This window comes from Pseudomonas multiresinivorans (assembly GCF_012971725.1).
GTDB classification, from domain to species: domain Bacteria; phylum Pseudomonadota; class Gammaproteobacteria; order Pseudomonadales; family Pseudomonadaceae; genus Pseudomonas; species Pseudomonas multiresinivorans.
Window position 1 is genome coordinate 648,918 of record NZ_CP048833.1, and the last position, 12,370, is coordinate 661,287.

At 66.4% G+C, this 12,370-nt stretch carries 10 protein-coding genes; 7 read left to right on the forward strand and 3 right to left on the reverse strand.

Translation table 11 applies throughout. The features are described from left to right. Positions 1-62: 62 nt before the first annotated feature. A complete protein-coding gene (locus tag G4G71_RS03035) occupies positions 63-2,468 on the reverse strand; it encodes a carbohydrate-binding family V/XII (protein WP_169935350.1) in 2,406 nt (801 codons plus the stop codon). A 318-nt stretch (positions 2,469-2,786) separates the two neighbouring features. Between G4G71_RS03035 and G4G71_RS03040 the strand changes: the two genes are divergently transcribed. From G4G71_RS03040 to G4G71_RS03055, 4 genes are all read left to right on the forward strand, one after another. Continuing rightward, positions 2,787-3,761 carry an ABC transporter substrate-binding protein gene (locus tag G4G71_RS03040; RefSeq protein WP_169935351.1) on the forward strand — a complete coding sequence of 325 codons (975 nt, stop codon included), beginning with the start codon at positions 2,787-2,789 and terminating at the stop codon, positions 3,759-3,761. A 57-nt stretch (positions 3,762-3,818) separates the two neighbouring features. Next, positions 3,819-4,625 (forward strand): ABC transporter permease, encoded by an 807-nt coding sequence (locus G4G71_RS03045; protein ID WP_024764976.1) that lies wholly within the window; start codon positions 3,819-3,821, stop codon positions 4,623-4,625. Continuing rightward, on the forward strand, positions 4,613-5,446 hold the full coding sequence (locus G4G71_RS03050) for an ABC transporter ATP-binding protein (RefSeq protein WP_024764975.1): 834 nt from the start codon (positions 4,613-4,615) through the stop codon (positions 5,444-5,446). Before G4G71_RS03045 ends, G4G71_RS03050 begins: the two co-directional genes overlap by 13 nt. Positions 5,447-5,620: 174 nt before the next feature. Then, positions 5,621-7,249: a GMC family oxidoreductase gene (locus tag G4G71_RS03055; RefSeq protein WP_169935352.1), complete on the forward strand. Its 1,629-nt coding sequence runs from the start codon at positions 5,621-5,623 to the stop codon at positions 7,247-7,249. Between the two features lie 187 nt (positions 7,250-7,436). On the opposite strand, the gene G4G71_RS03060 is transcribed toward G4G71_RS03055, so the two are convergent. Together G4G71_RS03060 and G4G71_RS03065 are read right to left on the reverse strand one after the other, a co-directional pair. After that, positions 7,437-7,907, reverse strand: a complete 471-nt coding sequence (locus G4G71_RS03060; protein WP_169935353.1) for a nuclear transport factor 2 family protein — start codon at positions 7,905-7,907, stop codon at positions 7,437-7,439. A 208-nt stretch (positions 7,908-8,115) separates the two neighbouring features. Next, positions 8,116-9,093: a GlxA family transcriptional regulator gene (locus G4G71_RS03065; protein ID WP_169935354.1), complete on the reverse strand. Its 978-nt coding sequence runs from the start codon at positions 9,091-9,093 to the stop codon at positions 8,116-8,118. A 224-nt stretch (positions 9,094-9,317) separates the two neighbouring features. On the opposite strand from G4G71_RS03065, the gene G4G71_RS03070 reads away from it, so the two are divergent. From G4G71_RS03070 to G4G71_RS03080, 3 genes are all read left to right on the forward strand, one after another. After that, positions 9,318-10,256 (forward strand): choline ABC transporter substrate-binding protein, encoded by a 939-nt coding sequence (locus G4G71_RS03070; RefSeq protein WP_169935355.1) that lies wholly within the window; start codon positions 9,318-9,320, stop codon positions 10,254-10,256. Positions 10,257-10,329: 73 nt separating this feature from the next. Further along, positions 10,330-11,214 (forward strand): 3-dehydrocarnitine:acetyl-CoA trimethylamine transferase CdhC, encoded by an 885-nt coding sequence (gene cdhC / locus G4G71_RS03075; RefSeq protein ID WP_169935356.1) that lies wholly within the window; start codon positions 10,330-10,332, stop codon positions 11,212-11,214. A 142-nt stretch (positions 11,215-11,356) separates the two neighbouring features. Continuing rightward, positions 11,357-12,322 carry an L-carnitine dehydrogenase gene (locus G4G71_RS03080; protein WP_169935357.1) on the forward strand — a complete coding sequence of 322 codons (966 nt, stop codon included), beginning with the start codon at positions 11,357-11,359 and terminating at the stop codon, positions 12,320-12,322. Positions 12,323-12,370: the final 48 nt, after the last annotated feature.

A 12,370-nucleotide genomic window follows, 5' to 3' on the forward strand; every position in this document is an offset into this window, starting at 1 on the left:
CGAGCCTCGCCCGAAGCGGTTTTCCACAGGCTCAAGCGGTGTGGAAAACCTTGCCCACAACCTCAGCGGCGGAAACCGCCGCCGCCAATGTGGCCGCCGCCGAAATGCCCGCCACCGCCCCATTGCCGCTGCGTCTGGTTGAAGCGCTGCTGGCCGATCTGCCGCGACTGGTATTGCTGCTCCAGTTGCCCGCGCATGTTGGCCTGGTTCGGCTGTACAGGCTGCCAGCCGTTGCTGGTGTGTTGCTGCCAGCCGTTGTCGGTGTGCTGGTAGACGTTGCCATCGTGGCCGGCGTAGACGTCGCCATTCTTCCAGGCCACGGCGTTGCCGGTGCGACGGTTGTAGGTCACGCCGCGGTTGTCGTGGTCGTAGCTGCCGCGACCGTCATCCACATCGCCGGATACCCCGCGCTCGGCGATGGTGGTGCGACCGGTCTGGGCGTTGTGCTTCACGCCCTGCTGGCCGGCCTTGAAGTCGCCGCTATCGGCATCGTAGGCCACGCCACTGCGCCCTGCGGCGGAGGTACCGGTGGAAGCATTGGAATAGGCCCCGCGCCGCCCGGCCACTCCCTGGTCGGTATAGGGGTTGAACGCCGCGCCCTGGCTGCTGGCGAAGCGGGTGCCGGTGCGCGGGTTGTAGCCGGCCGCCGAGCTGCCCTGCCAGTGGGTGCCGGTCCAGGCGTTGTAGCCATAGGCGTGGGTGACGGTGCCCTGGCCCCAGCGCCCGTAGAAGTTGGCCTGGTTGATGTTGGTATAACTCCAGCCGCCCTGTGGATAAGGTCCCCAGTACGGTCCCCAGTAGGGCTCCGGCGAACCCCAGTACGCACCGGCGGCATAGCCGAAGGCGAAGCCGGTCAGCGCGCCGACGGCAAAGCCCGCGCCATAGCCGTAGGTCGGTGGATAACCGTAGTACACAGTGCTGCTGACATAGGCGGGATAGGTGTAGCCCGTGCCGTACACCACTGTGCCGTCGCTGTTGATCACCACGCCCAGGTAGCCCGGCGTGTAGCCGACAACCACGGTTTGCGGGGTCACCGAGTAGATGTGCACATAAGTCACGTAGTACACCGGCGAACTGGGCGGGATACCGTAGATCGCCGCAGGCACTTCGGCGGCCACCTGCCACGGGCCGGTCGGGCTGGGCGCGGTGAACCAGACGCCGTTGCTCACGGCGAAGAACTGGTTGGCCGCCACTTCGATCACCGGCGTCGGCGTGTTCACTGCGTAATTCAGGCTGGTGCCGGTGATCGGCTGGAAGCTCGGCGCGCCGTCGTAGGTGACCTTCAACGTGGCCTTGCTGCGCGAGACGCTGGCGGTCTGCGGGATGCTCGCGGCGATGGCGGCCTCCTTGGCCTGGGGCGTACCGGGAACCGACACGAGGACGTTGGCTTTCGGATCCTTGGCGGAGATCTTCGCGAAGTCGGCGGGCAGGTCCTTGCCGGGCACATAGGTCCACGGGCCTTTCTCACCGGGGCCGCTGAACCAGCGCCCGGACACCAGCACGTACCAGGTGTTGTGGGTCGGATCGACGAACACCGCGTGATCGGCATTGTTCAGGCTCAGCAGACTGACGCCGTCCACCGGCGCCATCTGCGCGGTGCCGTCGCTGACGATCAGTTCGGTGGGCTGCGTGGCCACCAGGACGGCCGGCGCCTTGCCCGGCTTCTTGCCGTTCTTGGGCAACAGCGCGTCAACCGGGCCGGCCTTCTCCGCGGCCTGCTGGGCGCTGACCAGCGCCTTGGGCGGTTGGCTGAGCACCAGCCAGGTGCCGTCCAGCGCCTGCGCCGTGTACCAGTTACCGGCGGCGTTCAGGTAGTTGTTGCCCTGGGCGTCGCGCAGGAGCAGCACGCGGCTGTTGATAACCCGCTCGAAGTCGCTGCCCGCCAGGGCTTGCCACTTCGGCTGGCCGTCGATCATCGCCAGCACGGTCGGGGTGCTGGCGAAAATGATCTGCGGCGCGTCGTTCTTCACTTCCACGTGGCGCAGCTTGTCCAGTTGCTGGTTCACCGCGTAGCTGGCCTGCAACTGGTCGAGGGAGACCGTCAGGCCTTCTTTGGGCAGCCGCGCCACCAGGGCATCGCGCACCTTGTCGGCGCTGTCTGGTGCGGTGGGGACTTCGACCTTTTCGATGCGCAGGTCGGTGAGTTGCACCAGGCCGCTGGCCTTGTCGATGGCCGCGGCAGTGGAGAACTGCGCCACTCCGTAGGTGGGCGCGGCATTGGCGGCGCCGATGGCGATGGCCGCTCGGCCGCCCATGCGGGTGCCGTCCCAGTCTTCGATCTGCGGCTGGAATATCTGCACGTGCTGGTCGCCCAGGGCGAAATCCCGGGGCCATTTCAGTTCTTCGGCGACTGCCGGCGAAGCGGGCGCACTGGCCTGTGGTTGGCCCTGGGCGGCAACGGCGGCAGCGGGATGCAACGACAGCCCGGCGACGAGCGCCAGGGCCGAGAGAATGGGGCGGGGGGCCATGCTGGAAACCTTCCTTGAGGAGAGCTGCGTTCAACCATAGTGCAGCGCGGAACAACCCGCGCGCGGCCGAGCTCTCCCCTGCGCCATGCTGGTGCAATTTCGCCGGCAAGGCAGCTTTTTCTTATGGCGCAACGACATATTTAATAATTTTCCGAGCCTCCCGCTTCGGCCACCATCGGCCTGTCAGACATGTCGCGAGACAAAGCCTTCAGACGCTGGGCCATAGAGCCCGATGCCGCCCATGTCCCGGTTCTACCGGCCTCCTGGCCACTGCCGCAGTAAATCAACAACAAAGCCAAACGGCTGTGGGAGTGCTTCATGATCAAGTCCTTGCTCGTGCGTTCCATCGCGTGTTCCGCCCTGGCTCTCGCCGCCGCTTCTGGCGCGCAGGCCGGCACCCTGTCCATCGGCCACACCACCTGGGTCGGCTACGGCACCCTCTATCTCGCCCGCGACCTGGGCTACTTCAAGGAGCAGGGCCTCGACTTGCAGCTGACCACCATCGAGGAAGCCTCGATGTACATGGCGGCCCAGGCCTCCGGCCAGCTCTCCGGCTCCGCTTCCACCATCGACGAAATCCTCAAGTACCGGCCGAAGTTCTGCTTCAAGGCCGTGGCTGCGCTGGACGACAGCCATGGCGGCGACGGCGTGCTGGTGGGCAAGGACGTCACCTCCCTGGCCCAGCTCAAGGGCCAGGAAGTGGCGGTCAACGAAGGCTCCGTCTCGCAGTTCTGGCTGGCCTACCTGCTCAAGCACGCCGGCATGAACATGAGCGACATCAAGGTGCAGAACATGACTGCCGACGATGCCGCCAGCGCCTTCATCGCCGGCCGCGTGCCCGCCGCCGTGACCTGGGAACCGCACCTCTCCCTGGTGCGCGAGAAGCAGCAGGGCAAGGTGCTGGTGGACAGCTCCACTACCCCCGGCGTGATCGTCGACGTGGTCGCGCTCAACTGCGACGTGATCGAGAAGCAGCCCGAGGACGTCAAGGCCCTGGTGAAAGGCCTGTACAAGGCCGTGCAGTACACCAAGGAGCATCCGGACGAGGCCTACGCCATCATGGCCAAGGGCGTTGGCGGCTACCTCTCCGATCCCAAGGCCCTGGCCGATGCCGCCAAGGGTGTGCGCTTCTACGACAAGGCCATGAGCGAGCAACTCATTGGCACTCCCGGCAAGCCCGGCGACATCAAGGGCTTGATCCGCCTCGCCAACGAAACCTGGAGCGGCCTGCAGGGCAAGCGCCTGGAAGTCAGCTACGACGACCTGGTCGACCCGCGCTTCGTCTCCGAGTAACCGTCTCACTCTTGTCCCCGCGGGCGGCGCCGTGCCGCTCGCCTGGAGGAATCCGCGATGCCTCGTCGTTCGCAATCCTGGCTCAGCCGTTGCCTGACGCCCAAGGTCGACCTGCCGCTGAAGCTGGTCTGGTCTGCCGGCACCCTGTGCTGGCTGCTCGTGTTCGGCCTGTGGGCCGGGCTCTCCTATGGCGGCGTGGTGCCGGCGATGTTCCTGCCCACCCCGGACGCGGTGCTCGCGGCCGGCGTGCGCCTGGCCAGTGACGGCACCCTCGCCACCCACGTGATGGCCAGCGTCAAGGTGGTGATGATCGGCTTCATCATCTCCTCGCTGGTGGCGGTACCGCTGGGCCTGTTGATGGGCAGCTTCCGCATCGTCCAGGCCTTCCTCGAGCCGCTGGTGAACTTCATTCGCTACCTGCCGGTGACCTCCTTCGTGCCGCTGTTCATCCTGTGGATCGGCATCGGCCTGGAACAGCGCGTCACCGTGATCATCTTCGGCGTGTTCTTCCAGCAACTGGTGATGATCGCCGACGTTTCCCGCGGCGTCGCCAAGGACCTGGTCAACGCTTCCTACACCCTGGGCTGCAACCGTCGCGACGTAGTCCTCCACGTGCTCGGCCCGGCGTCGCTGCCGGGCGTGCTCGACACCCTGCGCGTGACCATGGGCTGGGCCTGGACCTACCTGGTCGTGGCCGAACTGGTCGCCGCCTCCAGCGGCCTGGGCTACATCAGCCTCAAGGCCATGCGCGGCTTCCAGGTCGACGTGATCTTCCTGGCCATCGCCATCATCGGCCTGCTGGGCCTGATCACTGACCAACTCTTCCGATTCATCCGACTGAAGGTGGCGTCATGGGCGCAGTAGCGATCAAGCAGGAAGAAGCGGCCGTGACCGGTCAGGAACAAGCCAGGCCGCCGCGCCTGCGGGTGGAGAACGTCAGCCTGCGCTACCGCACACCCGAGGGCGGCACCTTCAGCGCGCTGGAGAGCGTCTCCTTCGAAGTGCCGGACCAGCAGTTCGCGGTCATCGTCGGCCCGTCGGGCTGCGGCAAGTCGAGCCTGCTCTACCTCACCGCCGGCCTGGCCGAACCCACCGAAGGCGACATCTACGTCGGCGGCCAACTGGTCGACGGCCCCGGCGCCGACCGCGGCATGGTGTTCCAGAGCTACACCCTGTTCCCCTGGCTTACCGTGCGGCAGAACGTCGAGTTCGGCCTCAAGCGTCGCGGCATGCCGGCGGCCGAGCGCCGTGAGATCGTCGACTACTACCTCGACGAAGTCGGCCTGCGCCGCTTCGAGAACAACTATCCCAAGCAGCTCTCCGGCGGAATGATGCAGCGCGTGGCGATCGCCCGCGCGCTGGCCAACGACCCGCAGATCCTGCTGATGGACGAGCCCTTCGGCGCCCTCGACAGCCAGACCCGCATGCAGATGCAGCAACTGCTGCTGCGCGTGTGGGACCACAGCAAGAAGACCGTGGTGTTCGTCACCCACGACATCGACGAGGCCATCCTGCTGGGCGACCGCGTCTACGTCATGGGCGCACGCCCCGGCCGCATCAAGCGCATCCTCGACGTGCCCATCGAGCGCCCGCGCTCGCTGGACATGGTCATGGACCGCCAGTTCATCGAGATGAAGCGCGAGATCCTCGGGCTGCTGCACGACGATCTGGAAGAAGCTCATTGAGACCCGGTGCCGCCCACCTTCACCCCAGCCCTCTCCTAGGGGGAGAGGGAGCTATTGCGGTGCTCGCGACAAGCGCCGCGCTGGCCGGCTGATTCGGTTTGCTCCCTCTCCCTCCGGGAGAGGGTTGGGGTGAGGGCGCTCCACCATTCACGCAACACTCCAAAGGGAGCCCCCATGTCCTCCACCCACGACTCCACCTACGACTACCTCATCGTCGGCGCCGGTTCCGCCGGCTGTGTGCTGGCCAACCGCCTGAGCGCCGACCCATCCGTGCGCGTCTGCCTGCTGGAAGCCGGCGGCAGCGATGCCAGCCTGCGCGTGCAGACCCCGGCCGGCACCATCACCTTGTACAAGAGCAAGATCTTCAGCTGGAACTTCTATTCCGCGCCGCAGAAGCGCCTGAACAACCGCTCGCTGCACTGCCCGCGTGGCAAGGCCCTGGGCGGCTCCAGCTCGATGAACAGCATGATCTACATCCGTGGCCACGCCTCCGACTACGACCGCTGGGAGCAGGACGGCTGCCCCGGATGGGGCTGGAAGGACGTGCTGCCGTTCTTCAAGAAGTCCGAGCGCAACCTGCTCGGCCAGGACCCGGCGCTGCACGGCACCCTCGGTGAGCTGGTGGTGGACAAGCCGCGTGATCCCAACCCGCTGTCGAGCCTGTTCATCAAGGCTGGCGAACGCATCGGCCTGCGCCGCAACGATGACTTCAACGGCCGCGAGTTCGAGGGCGTGGGCATCTACAACGTGACCCAGAAGGACGCCAAGCGCCTGAGCAGCTACCGTGCCTTCGTCGCGCCGTTGCAGCGGCCGAACCTCACCGTGCTGACCGACCGCCAGGTGGGCCGCCTGCTGCTGGAAGGCGAGCGCGTCACCGGCCTCGAACTGCGCAGCGGCGAGCGCCTGCTGGCGCGCCGCGAGGTCATCCTGTCCGCTGGTTCCCTCGGCTCGCCGCAGATTCTCCTGGCTTCGGGCATCGGTCCGGGCGAAGAACTGAAAGCCGCCGGTATCGCGGTGAAACACGACCTGCCGGGCGTGGGCAAGAACCTCCAGGATCACCTCGACGGCCTGGTCACCGTGCGCTCGCCCAGCCCGCTGAGCCTGGGCTTCTCCCTCGGCTCGTTGCCGCAGATCCTGCTGTCGCCGTTCAAGTACCTGCTGGCGAAGAAGGGCTGGCTGACCACCAACTACGTCGAGGCCGGTGGCTTCGCCCGCACGCCATTGGCCGATTCGCTGGCCGACGTGCAGTTCCACTTCGTGCCCGGTTACCGCAGCCACCGTGGCCGCCTGTTCGAGTGGGGCCATGGCTACGCCGTGCATACCTGCGTATTGCGCCCGAAGAGCATCGGCGAGCTGCGCGTGAAGCCCGGCGGCGACATCGAGATCGACTACAACTTCCTCGCCAACGAGGAAGACGGCCGCGTGCTGGTGGAAGGCGTGAAGCTGGCGCGCAAGATCCTCGCCCAGCCGGAGTTCGACAAGATTCGCGGCGCCGAAATGCTGCCCGGCCCGCAGGTGCAGACCGACGAGCAATTGCTCGAGCACCTGCGCGAATACGCCGCCACCGTGTTCCACCCGGTGGGCACCTGCAAGATGGGTGAGGACGCGATGGCGGTGGTTGACCTGCGCCTGCGCGTGCATGGCCTGAGGGGGCTGCGCGTGGTGGACGCGTCGATCATGCCGACACTCATCAGTGGCAACACCAACGCGCCCTGCATCATGCTCGGCGAGCGGGCGGCGGCGATGATCCTGGAAGACAGCCGCATCTCCTCCACCGTTCCCGCCCGCGCCGTTCCGGCCTGAGGGGCTTCATGTAGGAGCGAGCTTGCTCGCGAACCAGCCCGGCCGATGGAGTCGTCGGCTGAATCTGTTCGCGAGCAAGCTCGCTCCTACAGGGCTGACTCCGGGATTTCCCTTTGCGTAGGAGCGGACTCTGTCCGCGATTGGCTCCCGGCGCGATACGGACCACTCCGATGCTGTGAATAACCCTCTACAGCCCCAGCTCGCTCAGCGACGGATGCTCATCCGGCCGGCGCCCTTGCGGCCAATGGAACAGGCGTTCGTCCTCGCTGATCGGCAGGTCGTTGATGCAGGCGTGGCGCTCGAACATCAGGCCGTTCTCGTCGAAGGCCCAGTTCTCGTTGCCATAGGAGCGGAACCAGTTGCCCGAATCGTCATGCCATTCGTAGGCGAAGCGCACGGCGATGCGGTTCTCGGTAAACGCCCAGAGTTCCTTGATCAGCCGGTACTGCTGCTCGCGCACCCACTTGGCGGTGAGGAACTGGACAATCTGCTCGCGGCCCTGGACGAAGGTCGCGCGGTTACGCCAGCGGCTGTCCGGTGTGTAGGCCAGCGACACGCGGTGGGGATCGCGGCTGTTCCAGCCGTCCTCGGCGAGGCGGACTTTCTGGATCGCGGTTTCGCGGGTGAACGGCGGGAGGGGGGGACGGGCTTCGCTCATGATGGCCTCCGAAGGCAGTGGGTGAGGAACCTGGTGCCCATCCTCCGCCTGGTCTGTGGATGGGTAAATGACGGTAGTCCCACAGATATTGCCAATCGCAGCAGATGCTTTTGCTTTCTGTAGGACCGAGGGGGGCGCCTAGCCCTTGCTCGCGAACCCACCCAGCTCCGACGCTGCCGGTTGATTCCGTTCGCGAGCAAGCTCGCTCCTACAGGGTGTGCGGGATGACGGCCTTGGCGACAACCTTGCGCAACCCCACCCGATCCTGGCTCGGGCACACGCCGAACTTCGTCCGGTAACTGCGCGACAGGTAGGAAGGCGTTTCGAACCCGCAGGCCACGCCGATCTCCAGCACGCTCATGTCGGTCTGGCGCAGCAGCTGGCGCGCCTTGTCCAGGCGTAGGCCGAGATAGAAGTTCGACGGCGTGTCGTTCAGGTGGAGGCGGAACAGGCGCTCCAGCTGGCGCCGGGTAACCTGGATGCGTTCGGCCAGCTCCAGCGTGGTCAGCGGGGGCTCGGTGTGGCGCTCCATCTCGCCGATCACCTGCACCAGCTTGCGGTTGCTCACCCCGTAGCGGCTGGCGACCTGCAGGCGCTGGTGATCCTGGCGAGGGCGGATGCGCCCGACCACGAACTGCTCCGACACCTGCACGGCCAGCTCGGGCCCATGGTCCTGGGCAATCAGGTCGAGCATCAGGTCGATGGACGCAGTGCCGCCGGGGGAGGTGATGCGCGGACCGTCGATCTCGAACAGCTCCTGGGTCGCCTGCACCTGTGGATAAGTCTCCCGGAAGGCGTCCAGCGCCTCCCAGTGCACCGTGCAGCGCTGGCGTTGCAGCAGGCCGGCCTCGGCCAGCACGAAGCTGCCGGTGTCGATGCCGCCCAGCGTCACGCCATCACGATCCAGGCGCTTGAGCCAGTGCAGCAGCGCCGGCGTGCAGGCGCGCAGCGGCTCGAAACCTGCCACCACCAGCAGCGTGTCGCCTTCGCGCAGCGCTTGCAGGCCGCTGTCGGCGTTCATCGACATGCCGTTGCTGGCCAGCACCGGCCCGCCGTCCAGGCTCATCAGGTGCCAGCGGTACAACTCGCCGCGGAAGCGGTTGGCCACCCGCAGCGGCTCGACGGCGGAAACGAAACCCATCACCGAAAAACCGGGCAACAGCAGGAACCAGAAGTCTTGGGACATGGCGGGTACCGTGCGATTGGAGGGCGGCATAGTGGCAGCCTGCCCCTGCTTATGGACCATGGACGTCACCCTGGCAATCGGGGAGGTCGCTGCTGTGCAAGAGCTGGTCGCCACTGTGCGACTCAACGGGGCGGCGCCTGCGTAATTTGTTCTCCAGCCCCCGTGAGGGCCGCATGACGTACAACAACGATAACCAACGCCGCAAAGGCATTGAGGGAGAAGTCATGAAGCTATCGATCCGAGCGTTCGGCTGTGCCGCGCTCATGCTCGCCGCCAGCACCACCTGGGCCGCCGAGCCCGCCCAGTGCCAGAACGTGCGCATGGGCACGGTGAACTGGACCGACGTGGTAGCCAGCAGCGCCGTGGCCGAAGCCGTGCTCGACGGCCTGGGCTACAAGGTCAAGCAGACCAGCGCCTCGCAGCAGATCATCCTGGCCGGTATGGCCGACAAGCAGCTCGACGTCTTCCTCGGTTACTGGCAGCCGACCATGCAGCCGGTGGCCAAGCCCTACCTCGACAAGCAGCAACTCGACGTGATCACCCCGCCGACGCTGCCCGATGCGCAGTCCACCTACGCCGTGCCGACCTACGTCTACGACGGCGGTCTGAAGACCTTCGCCGACATCGCCAAGTTCAAGGACAAGCTGGGCAACAAGATCTACCTGATCGAGCCCGGCAGCGGTTCCAACCGCATCACCGCGAAGATGATCGCCGACGACAAGTTCGGCCTGAAGGGTTTCCAGATCGTCGAATCCAGCGAGGCCGGCATGCTCACCGCGGTCAAGCGCGCCATCAAGCGCAAGCAGTGGGTGGTGTTCTTCGGCTGGAAGCCGCACCCGATGAACCTGCAGATCGACATGAAATACCTCACCGGCAGCGACGACGTATTCGGCCCGAACGAAGGCTCCGCCACCGTCTCGATCATGACCGCCGGCGGCTACCAGGCGCAGTGCGGCAACGTCGCCAAGCTGCTGCACAACCTCAAGTTCAGCAGCCAGCAGGTGAGCCAGGTGATGGTGCCGATCCTCGACCGCAGCCAGCCGGTGGATGCCGCCAAGGCCTGGCTGAAGCAGAACCCCGAGCCGCTCAAGGCCTGGCTCGACGGCGTGACAACCTTCGACGGCAAGGACGGCCTCGCCGCCGTGCAGGCCTCGCTCAAGTAACCACCTACCAGCAACTCCCTGCGCGTCGCCTGGCGCGCAGTGGGTTCGTTCGACCTCAAGAAGGACAGCCACCGTGAACTACGAAGTAATCGTCACCTGCGCGGTGACCGGCGCCGGCGACACCGTCGGCAAGCACCCGGCCATTCCCGTCACCCCGAAGGAAATCGCCGCCGCCGCCATCGAGGCTGCCAAGGCCGGCGCCACCGTTGCCCACTGCCACGTCCGCGACCCGCAGACCGGCAAGCCCAGCCGCGACGTAAATCTCTACCGCGAAGTGGTCGAGCGCATCCGCGAGAGCGACACCGACGTCATCATCAACCTCACCGCCGGCATGGGCGGCGACCTGCAGATTGGCCAGGGCGAACAGCCGCTGGAGTTCGGCGCCGGCACCGACCTGGTCGGCCCGCTGGAGCGCCTGAAGCACGTCGAGGAACTGCTGCCGGAAATCTGCACCCTGGACTGCGGCACCCTGAACTTCGGCGATGGTGACTTCATCTACGTCTCCACCCCGGCCCAGCTGCGCGCTGGCGCCAAGCGCATCACCGAACTGGGCGTGAAGGCCGAGCTGGAAATCTTCGACACCGGCCACCTCTGGTTCGCCAGGCAGATGCTCAAGGAAGGCCTGCTGGAAGACCCGCTGATCCAGATCTGCCTCGGCATCCCGTGGGGCGCCCCGGCCGACACCACCACCATGAAGGCCATGGCCGACAACATCCCCGACGGCCTGACCTGGGCCGGCTTCGGCATCGGCCGCTCGCAGATGCCGATGGTCGCCCAGGCGATGCTGCTGGGCGGCAACGTGCGGGTCGGCCTGGAAGACAACATCTGGCTCGACCGCGGCGTGCACGCCACGAACGGCCAACTGGTCGAACGCGCCATCGAGATCATCGAGCGCCTGGGCGGCCGCGCCCTGACCCCGGCTGAGGGGCGCAGGAAGATGAACCTCAAGCCGCGCTGATCCAATCACCCTGCGTACGAACTGCTCTTCGTAGGAGCGAGGGGGACGCCCTCGTTATTGCTCGCGAACCAGCCCCGCTGCGGACTTTGTTCGCGAGCAAGCTCGCTCCTACAGGTAATCCCTCATTCCTGCTGGAGCTACCATGCCCTTCATCACCGACATCAAAACCTTCGCCGCCCTCGGCAGCGGCGTCATCGGCAGCGGCTGGGTCGCCCGCGCCCTGGCCCACGGCCTCGACGTCATCGCGTGGGACCCGGCCCCTGGCGCCGAAGCCGCCCTGCGTGCGCGCATCGCCAATGCCTGGCCGGCGCTGGAAAAGGCCGGCCTCGCCCCCGGCGCTTCGCAGGATCGCCTGCGCTTCGTCGCCACCATCGAAGAGTGCGTGCGCGACGCCGACTTCATCCAGGAAAGCGCCCCCGAGCGCCTCGACCTTAAATGCGAACTGCACGCCAAGATCAGCGCCGCCGCCAAGCCCGACGCCCTGATCGGCTCCAGCACCTCGGGCCTGCTGCCCAGCGAGTTCTACGCCGACGCCACACATCCCGAACGCTGCGTGGTCGGCCACCCGTTCAATCCGGTGTATCTGCTGCCGCTGGTGGAAGTGGTGGGCGGCGCGAAGACCGCGCCCGAGGCCGTGCAGGCCGCGATCAAGGTCTACGAATCCCTCGGCATGCGGCCGCTGCATGTGAGAAAGGAAGTACCGGGCTTTATCGCCGACCGCCTGCTCGAAGCCCTCTGGCGCGAGGCGCTGCACCTGGTCAACGATGGCGTGGCCAGCACCGGCGAAATCGACGACGCCATCCGCTTCGGCGCCGGCCTGCGCTGGTCGTTCATGGGCACCTTCCTGACTTACACCCTGGCCGGCGGTAACGCCGGGATGCGCCACTTCATGGCCCAGTTCGGCCCGGCGCTGCAACTGCCCTGGACCTACCTGCCCGCTCCGGAGCTGACCGACACCCTGATCGACCGCGTGGTGGAGGGCACCAGCGAACAGCAAGGCTCGCGCAGCATCGCCGAGCTGGAACGCTACCGCGACGACTGCCTGCTGGCGGTGCTCGGCGCCATCAAGGACACCAAGTCCAAACACGGCTTCGCCTTTGCCGACTAACCTCTCTGATCACCGCCCACTCGGAACGGCTTCCTCTCTCTTCAGGGG

Excerpts from the sequence above, each read along its gene's own strand:
- G4G71_RS03045 (WP_024764976.1), top strand. The coding sequence starts at position 3,819 with ATGCCTCGTCGTTCGCAATCCTGGCTCAGCCGTTGCCTGACGCCCAAG.
- G4G71_RS03040 (WP_169935351.1), top strand. The coding sequence starts at position 2,787 with ATGATCAAGTCCTTGCTCGTGCGTTCCATCGCGTGTTCCGCCCTGGCT.
- G4G71_RS03080 (WP_169935357.1), top strand. The coding sequence starts at position 11,357 with ATGCCCTTCATCACCGACATCAAAACCTTCGCCGCCCTCGGCAGCGGC.
- G4G71_RS03055 (WP_169935352.1), top strand. The coding sequence starts at position 5,621 with ATGTCCTCCACCCACGACTCCACCTACGACTACCTCATCGTCGGCGCC.
- G4G71_RS03070 (WP_169935355.1), top strand. The coding sequence starts at position 9,318 with ATGAAGCTATCGATCCGAGCGTTCGGCTGTGCCGCGCTCATGCTCGCC.
- G4G71_RS03065 (WP_169935354.1), bottom strand. The coding sequence starts at position 9,093 with ATGTCCCAAGACTTCTGGTTCCTGCTGTTGCCCGGTTTTTCGGTGATG.
- G4G71_RS03060 (WP_169935353.1), bottom strand. The coding sequence starts at position 7,907 with ATGAGCGAAGCCCGTCCCCCCCTCCCGCCGTTCACCCGCGAAACCGCG.
- G4G71_RS03035 (WP_169935350.1), bottom strand. The coding sequence starts at position 2,468 with ATGGCCCCCCGCCCCATTCTCTCGGCCCTGGCGCTCGTCGCCGGGCTG.
- G4G71_RS03050 (WP_024764975.1), top strand. The coding sequence starts at position 4,613 with ATGGGCGCAGTAGCGATCAAGCAGGAAGAAGCGGCCGTGACCGGTCAG.